Raw genomic sequence first — 18,310 nt, forward strand, 5'->3', positions numbered from 1 at the left:
TATGGTGCAACCTCTCGGCTACCTCAAAGAAACCGTATCACAGACTGCGGGCCCTTACGTCCATATCGGATTGACACCCAATTTTGTCGGCATCAACGGCATTTTCGAGCAGGATCTCGGCTCCGGTCCTCTCTATGAAGAGAAGACGACAGGCGAACGGATCACTATCAAGGGCCATGTCATCGATGGCATGGGCGCACCACTCCGCGATGCGCTGATAGAAATATGGCAGGCTGATGCGAAGGGCCTCTATAACAGCCCCTCCGAAACCGGCGGCAAGGCCGAGCCTGGCTTTCGTGGATGGGGCCGTTGTCCGAGCCATATGGACACGGGCGAGTTCACTTTCGAGACGATCAAACCTGGCCGCGTTTCTTTCAAAGATGGCCGCCTCATGGCACCACACGTTACCTTGTGGATCGTGGCCCGCGGCATTAATCTCGGACTGCAGACGCGGATGTATTTTTCCGATGAAGCCGATGCGAATGCAGAGGACCCGGTCCTTGCACGCATCGAACATCGCAACCGGGTGCAAACATTGATCGGTCAGCGTGATGGTAGCGTCTATCATTTTGACATCCACTTACAGGGCGAGAAAGAAACTGTCTTTTTCGATATTTGACGCATGAGCATCTCGGTCTTCGAACATCCGTTTCTGGCACAGCTTTTCGGCGACGACGAAGAGATATTGAGCCTGTTTACTGCGGCGGCTGATATTGCCGAGATGTTGCGCTTTGAAGCGGCTCTGGCCGAAGCTCAAGCGGGGCTCGGCTTGATACCGGTCGAGGCAGGACAAGCGATCAAACAAGCCTCAGAAACGTTCGAACCCAACCTATCCAATCTGGCAACAGCGACTACACGTGACGGGGTTGTCATTCCTTCATTCGTGAAGGAACTGCGTCTGGCGGTCGGAACGGATTACGGCGAATACGTTCATTTCGGCGCGACGAGCCAGGATGTCATCGATACGAGCCTGATTTTGCGGCTGAAACACGCAAGTACAATTCTTTATGGGCGAATTCAGCAACTCACGCAGCGTTTCGATTGGGTTGATGCGACGTTTGGAAGGAATATCCTGACCGGTTATACACGTATGCAATCCGCTATTCCGATCACCGTATCGGACCGCATCTCAAGCTGGAAAAACCCGCTCAGCGCTTATGAGACCAAACTGAACACCATCGTCTTTCCCGTACAGTTCGGAGGTGCAGCCGGAACGCTTGAAAAATTCGGTGATCAGGCACCGGTTCTGCGTGCTTTGCTGGCTGATAGGCTCGGATTGCACGATAGCCCGCAATGGCATAGCCAGCGGACCTTCATTGTCGAGTTCGGCAATCTGCTTTCGCTCATCACGGGTACTCTTGGAAAATTCGGGCAAGATATTGCGCTTATGGCTGAACTGGGCACCGAACTCTCCTTGACAGGCGGCGGCGGTTCATCCGCCATGCCGCACAAGCAAAATCCGGTGTCGGCAGAGATACTGGTCAGCCTTGCCCGTTTCAACGCGGCCCAAATGGGTGGGTTGCATCAGGCTATGGTGCACGAGCAGGAGCGCTCAGGCGCGGCTTGGATGATCGAATGGATGATCCTGCCGCAAATTGTTGCGTCGACTGGCAGTGCACTCAAGATTGCATCAATCCTGATCGATAAGGTGGTTCGAATCGGAAACGAACAATTCTCGGACACATAACCATCCGGGTATCGTTTATAAGGAATTTTTCATTTTACATGACCAATTAGATAGGCATGCTGAAATCAGGACATTCCCTGTTGCGACGAGACGGTCACGCGCGGGAATGGTGGGCGATAGGGAGGAGAACATGAAGAAAATCGCATTAACCGCGCTCGCGGTCTTTTCACTCACAACATCAGCAGCTTATGCCGATGTGGTGAAAGTCGGCGTCATTGGTCCATTTTCAGGCCCGTTTGCTCTTCAGGGCAAGAACTTCAAGGCCGGCATCGACGCCTATATGACAGAGCACGGCAATACGATCGGCGGTGACACTGTCGAGATCGTTTATCGTGATGTGCCGCAGGCCGATCCAGCGCAATCGAAGGCGCTTGCACAGGAACTCGTGGTCAAGGAAGGCGTGCAGTATCTTGCTGGCTTCTATTTCACCCCTGACGCCATGGCAGTTACCCCCATTCTCAAACAAGGCAATGTGCCGATGGTCGTCATGAATGCCGCCACCTCTTCCATTGTAACGAAGAGCCCTTATGTGGTGCGCACCTCGTTCACCACATGGCAAACGTCAACCCCGATCGCTAAGGTTGCACTCGACAAGGGCGTGAAGAAAGTCATCTCGGTTGTCAGCGATTACGGGCCGGGAGTGGATGCGGAAAACGCTTTCAAGGCAGCGTTCACAGAAGCCGGTGGCGAAGTGGTCGAAGCTATTCGGATGCCGCTCGCTACGAACGATTTCAGCCCTATCATGCAGCGTATCAAAGACTCTGGCGCGCAAGGAGTGTTTGCTTTTCTGCCGTCTGGACCAACCACGCTCGGCTTTATGAAATCCTATGTCGACAACGGATTGAAAGGCTCGGGCATTCAGCTTTTTGCTCCAGGTGACCTGACACAGGAATCCGATCTTCCGGCGCTTGGAGAAAATGCTCTTGGTGTTCTGACGACTTTCCACTACGCAGTCTCGCATGACTCGCCAGAGAACAAGAAGTTTGTCGAAGAAGCCCGAAAGGCTATCGGCAATCCTGTGGAGTTGTCCTTCCCTTCGGTCGGCGCTTATGATGGCATGCATGTCATCTACAAGATGATCGAAGTGACAGGCGGTGAAAAAGATGCTGAAAAGGCGGTAGAGGCCGTGAAAGGCATGGAATGGATCAGCCCTCGCGGCCCTGTATCCATCGATCCCGAAAGCCGCCATATGACGCAGAACATCTATCTGCGCGAAGTAGCCAAGGCTGATGACGGCACTTACTATAACAAGGAAATTCAAACCTTCGAGAAGCAGGGCGACCCCGGCCTAAAAGCTCAGTAACTCCGGCATTCAAGAGTTAACGCCTTGACGCCTGACCAGGCGTAAAGCGCGCTCATAGCTCATAACTGCTTATTTTAACGCGCACCCGAAAACTTTTTCGTGCTTTTCGGGATGCGCTCAACAGGACCACTCAATGCAGACTGTGCTCAGCATTGCCGTTGATGCCCTCGCCTATGGCATGGTGCTTTTCGTCATTTCCATCGGCCTTTCGGTCACCATGGGCTTGATGCGCGTCGTCAATCTCGCTCACGGCGCATTTGCAATGATTGGCGGCTATTTTGCATCCTATGCTGTCCAGCAGCTTGGCCTCAATTACGGCTTTGCGATCATCATCGCCGTCGTAGGCACGATGTTAATCGCCGTTCCCGTGGAGAGATTGCTCTATCGGCGCATTTATGGAGCGCCTGAACTGACACAGGTGCTGATGACCATCGGCATCACTTTCTGCATTATCGGTCTCACCAACTATATATTCGGACCAACACTGAAGACTATTCCTTTGCCTGAAATGTTGCGTGGATCTGTCGATCTCGGCTTTCGGGCAATTGCCAAGCATCGCATCTTTGCAATCGGGTGCGGCTTCGCGGTAGCTTTTGGCCTCTGGTATATCATTGAACGTACTGCCTTCGGCGTGAAACTGCGCGCTGCCGTAGATAATGCCAACATGGCGGCAGCCCTGGGTGTACGAACGGAAATCGTTTATGCCGTCAGCTTTGCGCTTGCCATTGGGCTCGCAGCGTTCGGCGGTGTTGTCGGCGCCGAACTTCTACCTGTCGAACCCTACTATGCACTCCGCTACATGGTGACATTTCTGGTTGTTGTCTCTGTCGGCGGCGCAGGCTCCATACCTGGAGCGCTGATTGCTTGCCTCCTGCTCGGAGCAATCGATACAACCGGTCGTTACCTGGCACCGGAATATGGCGAGTTCTTCTTCTATCTGGCAGTGATCGTCATTGTGACGCTGTTCCCGCGCGGTCTTGCAGGAAGGCTGGCCAAAAAATGACCGACATGACACAAGCTCTCTCCCAACACTGTCACTCCTATGCGGGTCTTGTTGGCGTAGCAGCAATTATCGCTGCCAGTATTTGCGGCTGGTTTTTGTTCCCCGATAATCTGGCGCTGCTGACACGCATCATTGCCATTGCCTTGCTCGTATTGTCACTCGATCTGGTGACGGGCTATTGCGGTATAGCAACGCTCGGCCATGCTGCTTTGTTTGGCGCTGGTGCCTATGGTGCCGGCATCGCCGCCGCCCATTTCGGTCTTACCGACCCGATCCTGATGACACTTATCGGTCTCGTTGCAGGAGCTATCACCGGACTTGTTTCTGGCGCCGTTATTCTGCGCGCGCACGGCCTCGCACAGCTCGTTCTGTCGATTGCCGTTGTCCATCTGTTCCACGAAGCTGCAAACAAAGCATCAAGCTGGACCGGCGGCAGTGATGGGCTAAGCGGCATTTCGCCCGATCCGATCTTCGGCATATTCGAGTTCGATCTCTACGGACACACAGTCTATATCTACGCCGTAATCCTGCTGCTCGTTTCGTTCATCTTCCTACGTTATGTTGTTCGTTCACCCTTCGGTATGCTTTGCCGAGGTGTGAAAGAAGACCCGATCCGCATTCATGCCATGGGTGCTTCGGTCCAGTCAGCACAGCTTCGTATGTATGTCGTTTCGGGTGCTGTTGCTGGCATCGGTGGCGCGCTGAACGCCATTTCAACGCAGGTTGTCGGACTAGACAGTCTTAGCTTCACCATGTCGGCGGAAGCTTTGGTAATGCTGGTTCTCGGTGGCACAGGATCGCTGTTCGGAGGACTGATCGGCACAGTTGTCTTCATGTGGTTCGAAGACCTCGTCTCTGCTGCGAGCCCCTTCCACTGGCTTACAATGGTTGGGGCTCTGCTGATCGCCGTCGTGCTATTCGCGCCGCGTGGCCTCTATGGAACCGTCGTCTATTACTTTGAAAAGAAGGCGCGCCGCAAATGAGCACCGTGTTTGAAGTAACGAAACTGCACAAGAGTTTCGGCGGTCTGGCGGTTACAAACGATGTTTCGCTCAGTATGGCGAAAGGCGACCGCGTCGCCCTCATTGGTCCCAATGGAGCGGGCAAGACCACTTTCGTCAATCTGGTTACAGGCAACCTCACGGCGACTTCTGGTACTGTGACATTGGGTGGCGAGAACATCTCCCTGCTCAACGCAATGCAACGTGTCAGGCGCGGACTGGTGCGCTCATTTCAGGTTACCCGTCTCTTCTTCGACATGACGCCTGAAGAACACGTGGCTCTTGCTGTTTTGCAACGCGAAGGCAAGACAGGACGTATTCTCGGAAACTATCGCAAAATGCCTGAAGTCATGGATGAAGTGCGCGATATTCTCGATGCGCTCGGGCTTCTGCACCTCGGACAGTTGCGGGTGAGTGAGATCGCATATGGCCAACAGCGGCTTCTGGAGATTGCACTTGCATTGGCGCTTCGACCCAAAGTTCTGCTGCTTGATGAACCAGCTGCGGGTGTTCCACAGAGCGACACGGGCCGCATTGAGGAAGCGCTCGACCGACTACCGGCCGATCTGGCCGTACTCATGATCGAGCACGATATGGACCTCGTTTTTCGCTTCGCAAAGCGTGTGGTCGTTCTAGCTGCCGGAACTGTGATCTTTGACGGATTGCCGGAAGACGTCGTGCAGGATGCCCGCGTCCGCGAAGCCTATCTCGGGAGCTATGCGCAATGAGTGCCGCCTCGCTTGAAATTCGCAATCTCTCCTCCGGTTACGGCCCCACGCGCGTCATCGAGAATGTATCGTTCAAAGCAGAACCGGGATCGCGACTTGCCATTCTGGGCCGCAATGGTGTCGGCAAGACCAGCCTCTTTGCCACTATCGCAGGGCAAACGCGCCGTTATGGCGGTGAAATTCTGCTGAATGGGAAGAATATCGCCACGCTTCCATCAGCCGCGCGCGCAATTGCCGGTCTCGGTTATGTGCCGCAAACTCGTGATGTTTTTCCGACCCTCACCGTCGAAGAAAATCTCTTCGTTGGCCTCAAAAACCGACCAAAGAATGCGCTCGAAGAAGCCTATGCGATGTTTCCGCGTCTTAAGGAACGACGCAGCAATCTTGGGTCGCAGCTTTCCGGGGGAGAACAACAGATGCTTTCCACCGCGCGCAGCATTCTCGGGCGACCGACAGTGCTGCTGCTCGATGAACCGCTGGAAGGGCTTGCTCCTGTCATCTGCGAAGAACTGATGGCTGCTTTCTCGACACTTGCGCAAAAGGGAGACATGACGATTCTGCTTGTCGAACAACGCATCCAGAGTGCACTCGATTTCGCCGATCACGTCATCATACTGGAACGTGGGCGCATCGCGTGGTCTGGCACTTCAGCAGAACTCACCGAAAACCAGCAGACCGTCGAAGAACTGCTGGGTGTCGGCGGCTTACATTGATCAGTTCCCGACAAATGCAAACTTGTCGACATCCACAAGGCCGCGGTCAGTGATCTTGAGATGCGGGATCACAGGCAAGGCGATGAAGGCCAGTTGCAAGAATGGCTCCTCCAGAACGGAACCCAGTTCTTCCGCTGCATGACGCAGCACGCGAAGCTGGTCACGGACAGTTTCATATGGTTCGGTGCTCATCAATCCGGCAATGGGCAAAGGCATTTCAGCCAACACCTTGCCATCTCGCACGACAACGAAACCACCTTCAATTTCGCCCAATCGGTTGGCAGCTGCAGCAATATCTTCGTCTGACGTTCCAACCACACAGATATTATGGCTGTCATGACTGACGGTTGACGCGATTGCACCTGATTTCAAGCCGAAGCCGTGCACAAAGCCGGTCGCAATATTTCCATTTTTGCCGTGACGTTCGACAACGGCGATCTTGACTACATCTTTTTCGAAATCGGGCTCAACGCCGTTCGGGCCAACCTTCAGATCGAATTCGAGGCTTTCCGTTATGATCTTGCCCGGAATTATACCGATTGCACGTGTCTTGCCGCTGTTGGAATGCGAACGGAAACTGGAAGCGCTGACTTTCGATGCCTTGACGCTATTGCGCCCAACAGGAGCAACGATCTTACGAGCGGCAAACAAATCCTCTGAAATCACCCTGCCCGCAGACAACACGATTTCAGCGTGACAGCCTTCGAGGCTATCCACCACAACGAGGTCGGCACGCTGGCCCGGCGCAACCAGACCGCGATCAAAAAGACCGAAAGCGCGGGCGGCAGAAACGCTAGCGGCCCGGTAGATGGCAATCGGCTCCACGCCGCCTGCAATCGCCGTGCGGATAAGATAATCGAGGTGGCCCTGATCGGCAATATCGAGCGGATTCCGGTCATCTGTGCACAGTGCCAAAAACTGCGCGTGGCGCTCGGTAATGATCGGCATAAGCGCTTTCAGATCCTTGGAAACTGACCCTTCGCGCACCAATATATGCATGCCCTTACGCATCTTTTCCAGCGCTTCTTCCGCACTTGTCGCCTCGTGTTCGGTGCGAATACCTGCGGAAATATAGCCGTTCAGGTCGAGCCCGCGCAGAAGCGGCGCATGACCATCAATATGGCGTCCCTGAAACGCCTTAAGCTTCGCCATGCATTCGGGGTCTTTCGCCAGAACACCTGGAAAGTTCATGAACTCCGCAAGACCAATCACCTTGGGGTGGTTAGCAAAAGGCAACAGATCATCGATCAGAAGCTCGGCGCCAGACGTTTCCATATGGGTCGCGGGCACACAGCTCGAAAGCTGCACGCGGATATCCATGACGGTTTCCAACGCGCTATCGAGGAAAAACTTTATGCCTTCAGCACCCAGCACATTCGCAATCTCGTGCGGGTCGCAAATGACCGTGGTAACGCCCTGTGGCAATACACACCGGTCGAACTCATGCGGCGTTACGTGGGAGGATTCTATGTGAAGATGCGTATCGATAAATCCCGGCACGACGATCCGTCCGGAAATGTCGATTTCATGCTTGCCCTGATAGTTGCCGAATGTTCCAACAACCCGATCACCGCAGATTGCGATGTCACTTTCAACAAGTTCACCGGTTACGAGATCGAAGAAACGGCCGCCCTTCAGCACGATGTCGGCAGGTTCCCGACCTGCGCCCTGATCGATCATCCGTTCCAGCATCACGTCACCTCACATTCGGAATCAATTGTCGAAAGTTACCACAATGCAAGACGCGGCGGTAAGGTCACCCTTCCGCCGCGTCCATAACGTACGAATGTCCAGACTACCGGATGTATTCGATCATTCTGGCTCGGCTGAGAACGAGCCCGACCCGATTGTCATCAAGCTTATGCAGACAGACGCGCTTGGTCCAAGGGCCGTCATGCAACGTAAACAGCGCGCGCCCCTGACCGAGGTCTTCCAACGGCATGGCTCGGCGGGTCGGACCTATACCCATGATGAGGTGACCATCCTTGATATCGAAACTGGCGCCATAGGGCGATGCCTGCCAGTGGCCGTCGAGTTCCCGGCACACAGGTTTCGGTGTCACCGGCTTCAACCGGCGAGATACGTAACCAATCTCTCCTTCCAGTTCCGTACCCGTCCAGCGGAGTTCAACCGGCGAAGACGGCGACAGGGATGAGAACCAGCCATCGCCGATATCGTAAAGCGTGTCTTCGGAATCAAGCCAGTTGGCTATACCGTTGCGCATTTCCAGCCAGAACGGTCCACTCTCCGTCACATAAAGCCCGTCGGGGATCGTGCAATTGGTCTCTGGCAACGACAATCCGTTGAGAGCGGCCATACAATCTCGCGCCATCTTATAGGTGTTGGCGTCTTCACGATTTGAAACAACAATCATGCCGGTTTTCGCGGCTGGATCGAGCAGAAAATAGCTCTTGTAGCCGGGATGCGAACCACCGTGTCCGACGAACCGCTTGCCATGCACTTCGTTCCACCGCAATCCGAGGCCGTAACCGGTTACGCGCCCGTCGGAGAGACGACGATCAGCCGACAGTTTATCAAGCAAGCCTTTTAACACGCCATCGCCGTTGACGAGCGCCTGCGCCCATTTGGTCAGCGCCATGCCACTGCCAGTCAGGCTACCAGAAGCCGAAATGTGCAGGCCAGCAGAGCTGAGCTGCCAATTTTCGTCAGACTTCCAGTAACCGGGAACAAGACCCGCGACCGGATCACTCCAGACGTCCGGCGCCTCCATGAAAATATCGAGAGGCTGCGCAATATCCGATCTAACGAAATCATTGAAGCGAAACCCTTTTCGCTCCAGTGCAGCTTCCACCAGACGATAACCGGTGTTGGAATACGAAATTTCCGAACCCGCTTCGAAATTGAGCCGATTGAGAGAAGCAAGGTAGTCCAGAAGCTGACCCGCTTCCGTTTCTGTATAAACAGACAGCCCCAGAAGTGTGAGGCATTCCCGCGTATCGGGCAGACCACCAGTCATGTCGAGTGCACGCCCCACGGTGACATCGGCCAGTGGACTTTGCAGTTCCGGCAGATGGTCGCCGAGCCGATCCTCGAGGCCAATGATATCGCAGTGCTTTAGAACCATCGCACAAAACGCGTGTTTCGTGACTGATGCGTAGCGAACGACTGTATTCGCCGTGAACGGCACCCCCGTAGACAGGTTTTCAAGCCCGCTCGCATAGGCAAACTTCACTCCATCTGGGCCGAAACCGATGATGACGCCACCCGGCTCATCCTTAGCCCAGGTTCTCGACAAGACTTTCGCGGCAAGCGAAGCCGCATTCCAGTCAGCATGCGTTGACATGAAAACTCCGTCAGGCAGGTTCTTCCAGATTGACGCTTAGCGCGCGCAATTCTGTGGTATGCGGATGTGTCGTTCGCCCAGCGCGCAAATCATCGGCGTTAAGCTGTTCCACCATCTCGCCGTGTTGCATCACCCCCACCTGCGGGCAGAGATGCGCGATCACAGCGAGATTGTGGCTCACCAGCACATAAGTGAGATTCTTTTCAGCGCGCAAGTCCGCGAGAAGATTGAGAATTTCAGCCTGTACCGAGACATCAAGCGCCGATGTCGGTTCGTCCAGTAGCAGAACTTCCGGTTCGGCGATCAGGGCTCGCGCGATCGCCACGCGCTGGCGCTGTCCGCCCGAAAGCTGGTGCGGAAAACGGAACCGCGCAGCTTTGGGCAACGCGACTTCGTCAAGAACCTTTTCAATACGCTTGTCGATATCGCCGATACCATGAACCAGCAGAAGCTCGCTCAGGATACGGTCGATGGTCTGGCGTGGATGCAGTGAGCCAAAGGGATCCTGAAACACCATCTGCACCTGACGGAAGAAGGCGGGTGCACGCTTTGGGGCAACGTCCTTCCCGTCGAAAGCGATGCGGCCACTCCATTGTTCGTTGAGACCCGCCATTGCGCGTAGAATGGTGGATTTACCCGAGCCGCTTTCACCAACAATTCCAAAGCTCCCGCCCTTCTCGACATTGAAGGACACACCCTTGACGACTTCACGCTCGTTGAAGCTGATACGAAGTTGATCAATGACTATCATGAGTTCAGCCAGCTTTCTTCGCGATTAAGAACCGGCAATCGATCACGAGGATGCATGAGCGATGGAATGCAATTGAGAAGCCCTTTCGTATAAGGATGCTCAGCACGCACAAGTTCGGCAGCTTTCAATTCTTCCATGACACGGCCCATATACATGACCATGACACGGTCGCAGAAATGCGACACGAGTGGAAGATCGTGGCTGATGAGGAGAAGTCCCATTCCGCGCTTGGAAACCAGATCGTCGATCAGGCGAAGAATTTCCGCCTGAACAGTAGCGTCGAGCGCGGATGTCGGCTCGTCAGCAATGAGCAGTTCGGGATCGGGCGCCAGCATCATGGCGATCATGACACGCTGGCCCATACCGCCCGAAACTTCATGCGGGTAGAGCTTTGCCACGTCACGCGGATTGCGGATCATAACCTGATCGAGAAGATCAACCGCAGCATCCATTGCCTGACGTTTGCTACCGCCTTTGTGGGTACGCCACGCTTCAGCTACCTGCACGCCAATTGTCTTGACCGGGTTAAGCGAATATTTGGGGTCCTGAAGAATAAAGCCCGCCCGCTTGCCACGTATCTGACGCATGCCACGTTCGGTGGCTGACAGAATGTCGATGCCATCGAATGAAAGCTTGTCGGCCTTCACTTCAGCGATTGGCGGCAGCAATTTCATGAGGGCCCGCGCGGTCAAGGACTTGCCCGAGCCGCTTTCGCCGACAATACCCAGTTTTTCACGACCGAGCTGAAGCGAAATCCCGCGAACAGCGTCAAAACGGCTGGTACGCGTTTGAAAGCTGATCTGCAGATTTTTGATATCAACCAGCATCTGTTCTCTCAATTCTGCTTCGGATCGAGCACGTCACGCAGACCATCGCCAAGGAAATTGAAGGCGAGCGATACAAGGAAGATCGCGATGCCGGGGATGGTGGCAACCCACCATTGTTCGAAAATGAAGCGCTTGGCAGTGGCGATCATCGCACCCCATTCGGGCGATGGCGGCTGTGCACCCATTCCGAGGAAGCCAAGGCTTGCTGCGGTGATGATGATCGAGCTCATGTCGAGCGTAATGCGCACAATGACGCTCGGCACACAAAGCGGCATGATGTGACGCAAAATGATGCGGAATGGCGATGCACCGGTCAGCTTGGCGGCTGCAATGAAATCGCTCTTGCGCAAAGTCATGGTTTCCGCGCGCGCCAGGCGCGCATAGGGTGGCCACGCAGTCAATGCGATTGCAAGCACGGCACTTTCAACACCTGGCTTCAGCGCAGCCACGAAGGCCAGCGCCAGGATCAACCGAGGAAACGCAAGAAAGACATCAGTGACGCGCATCAACGCAGTGTCAACAATCCCGCCGAAATAGCCGGCGATACAACCGATAAAGAGCCCGATCGGCGCAACGAGAACGACAACAGCGATAACCATTCCAAGGGTTACGCGGCCACCGTAAAGAATGCGCGATAGGATATCGCGGCCTAGCTCATCAGTCCCGAACCAATGCGCGGTAGTGGGAGCAGACAGACGGTTGCCTAGATGTTGAACACTCGGATCATAGGGCGCCAGCAATGGTGCGGCCAACGACAGAACGACGAAAGCGACAATGATAAAGAGACCAATCATCGCGAGCGGATTGGCCCGAAGGTTCACCCAAATGCGATAACGCCTGCCCCAGTTAGCCTGAGAACGAGAAGCAGGCGAGTCATCCAGCGCCCAGTTATGAAAATTGGCAAAAATCATCGGACACGCGGATCCAGAACTTTATAGAGAATATCGGCGAGCAGGTTGAGTCCGACATAGATGATACCGATGAGCAGCGTAGCGCCCACCACCGGATTCATATCGGCATTCATCAGCGACACGGTCAGATACTGCCCCAAGCCCGGCCAGCTGAAGACCGTCTCGGTCACGACAGCACCTTCCAGCAGACCTGCATAGGTGAGCGCTAGAACTGTCACGAGCTGCACGGCAACAGTCGGGAAAGCATGTTTCCAGATGACCGAGGTCAGCGACAAGCCTTTCGCACGTGCCGTAATCACGAACTCACCCTTGAGCGCGTCAAGCATGAAAGCGCGGGTCATACGCGTGATATACGCCATGCTGAAGTAGGCGAGGATCAGAACCGGCTGAATCATGTGATAGACGGCATCCCGGAACGCGTCCCAGTCGCCCTCAATAAGAGTATCGATCGTGAGCAGGCCGGTAACGTGCGGGATCATGCCCTCATAAATGATGTCCTGTCGTCCCGGACCGGGCGCTATATCGAGCGTCGCATAGAAGACGAGAAGCGATATCAGGGCCAGCATGAAAACGGGAACAGAGTGCCCTGCAAGACAGATCACGCGGATCGTCTGGTCGACGATGGAACCCTGCCGGACAGCAGCCCACACCCCCAGCGGAATACCGATAAGAGCAGCAACAAGAAGCGCAGCCGTTGCCAATTCCAATGTCGCTGGAAAATAACGGGCGATATCCTGTGTCACCGGATTACGGGTCAGAATAGAGGTGCCGAAATCGCCGTGCAGGACCTGCCCGACATAATGCACGAACTGGATTACAAGCGGCTGATCGAGGCCCATCTCCGCGCGGACACGCTGGATAACAGCCTCTGGCGCATTGTCGCCCACCGCAGCAATAACAGGATCGACCGGCATGACGCGGCCGATCATGAAGGTAATGACCATAAGCCCGAACAGCGTGATTAACACGCTGCTCAGGATACCGGTCAGGTTCTTGAGGCTTTTCTTCACGCCTTGGCGATCCCTGCATAGGAATGAGAATCGGACAAGACGCCGAGACGCATTCCGGTAATATCCTTGCGGCAGGCGGCTGTGGTAACAGTCTGAAGCATCACGATAAACGGACTATCGTTCATGAATTCGCGCTGCAGATTCTCATAGAGTTCGATGCGCTTTGCTGAATCGCGTTCATCGCGGGCTGCAATCGACTTCTTCGCGAACTCCTCGTTCTGATAGGACGAACGCCAGGCGAAAGGCTTGGTAGCCGCATTATCCGAATTATCCGGATTATTACAGAAGACGTCGGCATTGGTGTTCGGATCGAAGTAGTCTGAGCCCCAAGCGGTCAGCGCAATTTCGTGCTCGCGAGCACGCATTTTGGTGAGAACCTGACGGTTCTCGGCGGCCAGAAGTTCTACCTTGATGCCAATTTCGGCAAGGTTCGCCTGAATGGCCTGCGCGATATCCGGCCAAGGCTGAGCAGAATAATGATCCATTTTGATGGTAAAACCATCGGCAAGACCAGCTTCCTGCATCAGGCCCTTCGCCTTTTCCAAATCCTTCTGGAAAGGTGTTTCGTTAACTGCACCGGGGAAACCTTCCGGGATGATGGTCTGGTGCACCTTGTGCGTCAACGGAACGATGTTCTTCTGGATGCCCTGATAGTCGACGGCCCACTTGATCGCTTGCCAGAGCTTCGGATTAGTGAGCTTTTCAATCTTCTGATTGAGAGACATCAGGCCAATGCCCGCGATTGCCTTGGTGACGAGCTCGAAATCACCGTTGCCGTGGAGAACACGCAACTGCTCGGACGTCAAATTGCGAGCAATATCGACGTCCCCCTTCTGGAGCATGAGAAGCTGCGAGGACGGGTCCGCAACGTGACGTAGCAGGATGCGCTTCACATTACCCTTATAGGCCCCATGTGGATTAACGTTCAGGATGATGTTTTCGCTCGGCTTCCAAGACACGAGAACCCATTCACCCGAACCAGCACTATTCTTCTGAAGCCAGCCATTGCCGAGATCGTCGCCAGAGGCATTTTCCAGAACGGTCTTCTTTTCCACAATGCTGGCAACGCTTGCCGACAGGCAATACAGCAGGAACGGCAGCGATGTCGACTGCTCGACCGTCAGAGACAATGTCGACGGATCGGTCGCTACGATGTTCTTTTCTGCATTCTCTGGCGTGAAACCGAACTGGCCAATGATAAAAGCCGGGCCCTTGTTCATCTTGATCGCACGCTGTAGCGAGAAAGCAGCATCTTCAGCCGTGATCTGCGCGCCGCTTGCAAATTTTGCATTCGGATCGATCTTGAAGATGAAGACCTTCCCATCAGCGTCGGCTTCCCAGGAAACAGCAACGCCGCCTTCCACCTGATCCGGATTGGAAAGGCTTGGATGTACCAGACGCTGGTACATGTTGTTGCAGACTTCGCTGCCGACAGCTTCGAAGCTCTCATGCGGATCAAGACTGGTCATATTGTCGAGCTGCTGGGCCACAACCAGAATATCCTGACGCCCGGCTCCAATGGCAGGCAAAATGCTCGCATAGGACAGGAAAGGAACGGCAGCCGCACCTGCCAGAAAACCGCGTCTTGAAATCATTGAGAGCTCCTCTTGCAACGCTTTCTGAATGGCTCCCTGACATCGGGCGCTTATCGACAGCGTTCTATCTCTGGATATATTTTTCCAGCTTCCCGCTATCACGTCAGCGGAGGCAGGGGCCAATGCAGAATTTTGCATTCCCTATGCAGAGTTTGCATGAGGGCAAATTAAAGGGAGCTTCTGCAAGAAAGAATCGCCCTTCATGCAGGGCCGTCATATCAAGTGACCGAAATCGCATTTGCAATTCTTCTCGCTTGGGTCCATCACCCCTCTCAAATACCAGACTTGATTTTGAAAAGGCTTCCCCATGGCGACAGAACAGAAGATACCCGTTTTCGATGGTCACAACGACGTGTTGTTGCGCCTGTGGTCATCGCATGCTTCCTCGCCTGAAAAGCGTTTTCTTGAAGGAGAAAATGTCGGCCATATCGACCTTCCACGCGCGCAGAAGGGTGGGCTCGGCGGCGGCTTGTGCGCAGTATATGTGCCCTCGCCTTCACGAGAGCTCGACACTAATGGCAATCTGGCGACGCCGAGCCAGACAGATGCGATGAAGGCAACCCTCGCCATGTCGGCAATCCTTCTGAAAATCGAACGGGCGTCAGAAGGCAAAGTTCGTATTTGCAAAACTGCAGCCGATATTCGTGATGCCTTTGCCAACGGCATTTTTGCTTCTGTCTATCATATCGAAGGTGTGGAAGCTTTCAGCGAAGACCTTGATGCCCTTTATGTATTGCATGAGGCAGGCCTCAGAACGCTTGGGCCTGTCTGGAGCCGTCCGAATATTTTTGCCCATGGCATCCCGTTCCGGTTTCCGGCGTCGCCTGACATCGGCCCGGGCCTCACCGATCATGGCAAAGCGCTCATTCGCGCCTGCAATGAACTCAGAGTCATGGTCGACCTTTCACACATGAACGAGAAAGGCTTCTGGGACATAGCGGCAATTTCCGATGCGCCGCTCGTGGCTTCGCATTCAAATGCGCACGCGCTTTGCCAGCAAAGCCGCAACCTGACCGACAAGCAGCTGGATGCCATCCGCGATACTAGCGGTCTCGTCGGGCTTAACTTTGGCGTTTCATTCCTACGCGAAGATGGAAAACGCGATCCGAATACGGATCTGAGCGAACTCGTTCGCCATGCTGATTACATTGTCAACCGCATCGGGATCGACCATCTGGCGCTGGGTTCCGATTTTGACGGCACCACGATTTCTTCCACGCTTCGCGATGTCGGTGATCTCCAGCTCGTCATAGACGCCTTCCGTAAACACGGATATGACGATGCTTCCATCGTCAAACTGGCTCACGGAAACTGGATCAATGTGCTTGAGCGGACATGGGGTGCTTGAGGGACAAATAGAAACGATCTCACCCTCGTAGGGTGAGATCGAAAACATGATGGTGGATATGACCGTCGAACATTTCCAGAAGCACTTTCGTTGCCTCCCGGCTTTCATATCGCACAGGTGACGCGAGCGCTTCCGTCAACGCCTCCTCACTGTCATACATGGTCCAAAGCACCATCGGGTAGGCTGGTGCACCTCCATCGCGTTCGACAGCATAAAGAACGCGGACTTCCCTGATACCCGGAAATTCAAGCCACATCGGCATAAGGGTATCGGCTACATAAGCCTTGAACGCATCCTCGCGCCCAACATGAATAGCGCCTTCAAAGAAGGCCTGTCTAACAATCATGGGAATAACTCAGTTTACTTTGGTGGGCGGGACATCGCCGGAAAAATATGCGGCAAGATTGGCGAGTACGAGCTCACCCATTCCGACACGTGTTTCAACCGTTGCGCTGCCTTGATGCGGCATCAGCACGGTATTTGACGCTGTCAGAAAATCCTCCCTGATCGTGGGTTCATTAACGAAAACATCAAGGCCAGCACCGGCGATAGTTCCGTTATTCAAAGCGGCCAGGAGCGCATCTTCGTCAACCACACTGCCCCGGGCCACATTGATTAGATAACCCTTGCTTCCAAGCGCTGCTAGCACATCCGCGTTCACAATATTCGCCGTCGACGGATTAGCCGCGACGCACACTGCGAGTACGTCGCTCTGCTGCGCTAGTTCCACGGGCGTCGCATGTGCAATCCAGTTTGTGCCCGCGACAGGAGAGCGGTTCCAATAGTGTACTTCCATGCCGAATGCTTCTGCACGTCGTGCAAACGACTTTCCGATCTGGCCAAGGCCCAGGACGCCAACCCGCTTCCCCTTGGGACTAACGCCAAGAGGAAATGCTTCACGACGCTCCCATTTGCCTTCCCGCACGAATTGATCGCCCTGAACAACATGGCGCATAACCGCCAGCATGAGAGCAATGCCTGTGTCGGCAACATCATCGGTCAAAACGCCAGGTGTGGTGCTGACATGCACATTGCGATCCCGCGCAAAAGCAAGATCGACCTTGTCCGTCCCAACGCCGTTGATGGCAATGAGGCCGAGCGATGGCATACGCTCCATCCAACCATTGGAAAGCCCCGTTCCGCCACCAGTAACAACAGCACGAATGGTGCCAAGTGCCGCGTCAATCGACGTCGTGTCTTCCGGCTTGTATAGGCGAAGAACCTTGTAAGCTGCGTCCAATCGCTCTTCGATCAACGGCATCATCGGCTCGATAAGCAGAACTTCGTTCGTCACTTCAAACTCCATTACTAAACTACTAGAGACGCTCAGGAAATCTGACCGATAAATGCTTTCGTGCGCTCATGCTTCGGATTGCCGAAAAATTCCTCCGGCTCCGCCATTTCAAGAATTTGTCCTTGATCCATGAAGATGACACGATCTGCCACCTGCCGCGCGAAACCCATTTCATGGGTAACGCAGAGCATGGTCATGCCTTCCTTGGCGAGATCGATCATGGTGTCCAGAACTTCCTTGACCATTTCTGGATCGAGTGCGGAAGTCGGTTCATCAAAAAGCATGATCTTGGGATTCATGCAGAGGGCACGGGCAATCGCCACACGCTGTTGCTGGCCACCCGATAGCTGGGCCGGATACTTATCCGCCTGTTCAGGAATGCGGACACGCTCGAGATATTTGCGCGCTGTCTTCTCAGCTTCAGTTTTCGAAACACCGCGCACTTTCATTGGAGCCAGAGTACAATTCTCAAGAACCGTCATGTGCGGAAAGAGGTTGAACTGCTGAAAAACCATGCCGGTTTCCTGCCGCACGATATCTACATTCTTTCCACCTGCCGTCAGATCGTGGCCGTCTACAATGATGCGGCCTTTCTGAATGGTCTCCAGCTGATTGATACAACGGATGAGGGTCGACTTCCCCGAGCCAGACGGGCCGCAAATAACAATGCGTTCACCGCGAGCGACATTCAGATCAATATCTCTGAGAGCATGATAAGTGCCGTACCACTTGTTTACTCCCTGCATGAGCACTGCAGGATCTGAAGCATCCTGCGGCAACCGGTTCGCTTTTCCCTGAGCCATCTGGTTCATGTCGAGAAACTCACTTTCGTGGA

At 54.4% G+C, this 18,310-nt stretch carries 17 protein-coding genes and 1 pseudogene; 8 read left to right on the forward strand and 10 right to left on the reverse strand.

Annotated features, from left to right (window positions below; genetic code table 11):
* Position 1 precedes the first annotated feature (1 nt).
* The 7 genes from pcaG (at position 2) to AAE521_RS01295 (ending at position 6,435) form a co-directional block, all read left to right on the forward strand.
* Entirely contained in the window at positions 2-619 is a 618-nt protein-coding gene (pcaG, locus tag AAE521_RS01265) for a protocatechuate 3,4-dioxygenase subunit alpha (protein ID WP_071632220.1), read from the forward strand.
* Positions 620-622: 3 nt separating this feature from the next.
* Positions 623-1,687 (forward strand): 3-carboxy-cis,cis-muconate cycloisomerase, encoded by a 1,065-nt coding sequence (locus AAE521_RS01270; protein ID WP_071632219.1) that lies wholly within the window; start codon positions 623-625, stop codon positions 1,685-1,687.
* Between the two features lie 130 nt (positions 1,688-1,817).
* The gene (locus tag AAE521_RS01275; protein ID WP_342060298.1) at positions 1,818-2,990 is read left to right on the forward strand and encodes an ABC transporter substrate-binding protein; all 1,173 of its coding nucleotides are present in this window, start codon (positions 1,818-1,820) and stop codon (positions 2,988-2,990) included.
* 133 nt (positions 2,991-3,123) lie between these two features.
* A complete protein-coding gene (locus tag AAE521_RS01280) occupies positions 3,124-3,993 on the forward strand; it encodes a branched-chain amino acid ABC transporter permease (protein ID WP_071632217.1) in 870 nt (289 codons plus the stop codon).
* A complete protein-coding gene (locus AAE521_RS01285) occupies positions 3,990-4,976 on the forward strand; it encodes a branched-chain amino acid ABC transporter permease (protein WP_342060299.1) in 987 nt (328 codons plus the stop codon). The genes AAE521_RS01280 and AAE521_RS01285 overlap by 4 nt, the downstream gene beginning before the upstream one ends.
* A complete protein-coding gene (locus tag AAE521_RS01290; protein ID WP_071632215.1) occupies positions 4,973-5,722 on the forward strand; it encodes an ABC transporter ATP-binding protein in 750 nt (249 codons plus the stop codon). The genes AAE521_RS01285 and AAE521_RS01290 overlap by 4 nt, the downstream gene beginning before the upstream one ends.
* The gene (locus AAE521_RS01295) at positions 5,719-6,435 is read left to right on the forward strand and encodes an ABC transporter ATP-binding protein (RefSeq protein ID WP_012093107.1); all 717 of its coding nucleotides are present in this window, start codon (positions 5,719-5,721) and stop codon (positions 6,433-6,435) included. The genes AAE521_RS01290 and AAE521_RS01295 overlap by 4 nt, the downstream gene beginning before the upstream one ends.
* Here the strand turns inward: AAE521_RS01295 and ade are convergent.
* From ade to AAE521_RS01330, 7 genes and pseudogenes are all read right to left on the reverse strand, one after another.
* Positions 6,436-8,176: pseudogene (ade, locus tag AAE521_RS01300) on the reverse strand (adenine deaminase).
* A 54-nt stretch (positions 8,177-8,230) separates the two neighbouring features.
* Positions 8,231-9,739, reverse strand: a complete 1,509-nt coding sequence (locus tag AAE521_RS01305) for a serine hydrolase domain-containing protein (RefSeq protein ID WP_071632213.1) — start codon at positions 9,737-9,739, stop codon at positions 8,231-8,233.
* 10 nt (positions 9,740-9,749) lie between these two features.
* Complete coding sequence (locus AAE521_RS01310) at positions 9,750-10,490, reverse strand: ABC transporter ATP-binding protein (RefSeq protein WP_342060300.1); 741 nt, start codon at positions 10,488-10,490, stop codon at positions 9,750-9,752.
* A complete protein-coding gene (locus AAE521_RS01315) occupies positions 10,487-11,317 on the reverse strand; it encodes an ABC transporter ATP-binding protein (protein ID WP_071632211.1) in 831 nt (276 codons plus the stop codon). Before AAE521_RS01315 ends, AAE521_RS01310 begins: the two co-directional genes overlap by 4 nt.
* Positions 11,318-11,325: 8 nt before the next feature.
* Positions 11,326-12,228, reverse strand: a complete 903-nt coding sequence (gene nikC / locus AAE521_RS01320) for a nickel transporter permease (RefSeq protein WP_342060301.1) — start codon at positions 12,226-12,228, stop codon at positions 11,326-11,328.
* Positions 12,225-13,238, reverse strand: a complete 1,014-nt coding sequence (locus AAE521_RS01325; protein ID WP_071632209.1) for an ABC transporter permease — start codon at positions 13,236-13,238, stop codon at positions 12,225-12,227. The genes nikC and AAE521_RS01325 overlap by 4 nt, the downstream gene beginning before the upstream one ends.
* On the reverse strand, positions 13,235-14,833 hold the full coding sequence (locus AAE521_RS01330; protein WP_342060302.1) for an ABC transporter substrate-binding protein: 1,599 nt from the start codon (positions 14,831-14,833) through the stop codon (positions 13,235-13,237). The genes AAE521_RS01325 and AAE521_RS01330 overlap by 4 nt, the downstream gene beginning before the upstream one ends.
* A gap of 307 nt (positions 14,834-15,140) precedes the next feature.
* Here AAE521_RS01330 and AAE521_RS01335 point away from each other — a divergent pair, with 307 nt between their 5' ends.
* Positions 15,141-16,181, forward strand: coding sequence for a dipeptidase (locus tag AAE521_RS01335; RefSeq protein ID WP_342060303.1), 1,041 nt, complete (start codon positions 15,141-15,143; stop codon positions 16,179-16,181).
* A gap of 19 nt (positions 16,182-16,200) precedes the next feature.
* Here AAE521_RS01335 and AAE521_RS01340 read toward each other — a convergent pair whose 3' ends face one another.
* The 3 genes from AAE521_RS01340 to AAE521_RS01350 are packed head-to-tail and all read right to left on the reverse strand — an operon-like array spanning position 16,201 to position 18,287.
* Positions 16,201-16,527: an EthD domain-containing protein gene (locus AAE521_RS01340; RefSeq protein WP_342060304.1), complete on the reverse strand. Its 327-nt coding sequence runs from the start codon at positions 16,525-16,527 to the stop codon at positions 16,201-16,203.
* A gap of 9 nt (positions 16,528-16,536) precedes the next feature.
* On the reverse strand, positions 16,537-17,487 hold the full coding sequence (locus AAE521_RS01345) for a 2-hydroxyacid dehydrogenase (protein ID WP_342060305.1): 951 nt from the start codon (positions 17,485-17,487) through the stop codon (positions 16,537-16,539).
* 20 nt (positions 17,488-17,507) lie between these two features.
* A complete protein-coding gene (locus AAE521_RS01350) occupies positions 17,508-18,287 on the reverse strand; it encodes an amino acid ABC transporter ATP-binding protein (protein ID WP_029375977.1) in 780 nt (259 codons plus the stop codon).
* Between the last annotated feature and the right edge of the window lie 23 nt (positions 18,288-18,310).

Source organism: Brucella cytisi, assembly GCF_038433355.1.
GTDB classification, from domain to species: Bacteria; Pseudomonadota; Alphaproteobacteria; order Rhizobiales; family Rhizobiaceae; genus Brucella; species Brucella cytisi.

What these genes read in the sequence shown, in the direction of transcription:
- AAE521_RS01350 (WP_029375977.1), bottom strand. Translation starts at nt 18,287, where the DNA reads ATGAACCAGATGGCTCAGGGAAAAGCGAACCGGTTGCCGCAGGATGCT.
- AAE521_RS01295 (WP_012093107.1), top strand. Translation starts at nt 5,719, where the DNA reads ATGAGTGCCGCCTCGCTTGAAATTCGCAATCTCTCCTCCGGTTACGGC.
- AAE521_RS01275 (WP_342060298.1), top strand. Translation starts at nt 1,818, where the DNA reads ATGAAGAAAATCGCATTAACCGCGCTCGCGGTCTTTTCACTCACAACA.
- AAE521_RS01335 (WP_342060303.1), top strand. Translation starts at nt 15,141, where the DNA reads ATGGCGACAGAACAGAAGATACCCGTTTTCGATGGTCACAACGACGTG.
- AAE521_RS01285 (WP_342060299.1), top strand. Translation starts at nt 3,990, where the DNA reads ATGACCGACATGACACAAGCTCTCTCCCAACACTGTCACTCCTATGCG.
- nikC (WP_342060301.1), bottom strand. Translation starts at nt 12,228, where the DNA reads ATGATTTTTGCCAATTTTCATAACTGGGCGCTGGATGACTCGCCTGCT.
- AAE521_RS01280 (WP_071632217.1), top strand. Translation starts at nt 3,124, where the DNA reads ATGCAGACTGTGCTCAGCATTGCCGTTGATGCCCTCGCCTATGGCATG.
- AAE521_RS01305 (WP_071632213.1), bottom strand. Translation starts at nt 9,739, where the DNA reads ATGTCAACGCATGCTGACTGGAATGCGGCTTCGCTTGCCGCGAAAGTC.
- AAE521_RS01345 (WP_342060305.1), bottom strand. Translation starts at nt 17,487, where the DNA reads ATGGAGTTTGAAGTGACGAACGAAGTTCTGCTTATCGAGCCGATGATG.
- AAE521_RS01270 (WP_071632219.1), top strand. Translation starts at nt 623, where the DNA reads ATGAGCATCTCGGTCTTCGAACATCCGTTTCTGGCACAGCTTTTCGGC.
- pcaG (WP_071632220.1), top strand. Translation starts at nt 2, where the DNA reads ATGGTGCAACCTCTCGGCTACCTCAAAGAAACCGTATCACAGACTGCG.
- AAE521_RS01310 (WP_342060300.1), bottom strand. Translation starts at nt 10,490, where the DNA reads ATGATAGTCATTGATCAACTTCGTATCAGCTTCAACGAGCGTGAAGTC.
- AAE521_RS01290 (WP_071632215.1), top strand. Translation starts at nt 4,973, where the DNA reads ATGAGCACCGTGTTTGAAGTAACGAAACTGCACAAGAGTTTCGGCGGT.
- AAE521_RS01340 (WP_342060304.1), bottom strand. Translation starts at nt 16,527, where the DNA reads ATGATTGTTAGACAGGCCTTCTTTGAAGGCGCTATTCATGTTGGGCGC.
- AAE521_RS01315 (WP_071632211.1), bottom strand. Translation starts at nt 11,317, where the DNA reads ATGCTGGTTGATATCAAAAATCTGCAGATCAGCTTTCAAACGCGTACC.
- AAE521_RS01330 (WP_342060302.1), bottom strand. Translation starts at nt 14,833, where the DNA reads ATGATTTCAAGACGCGGTTTTCTGGCAGGTGCGGCTGCCGTTCCTTTC.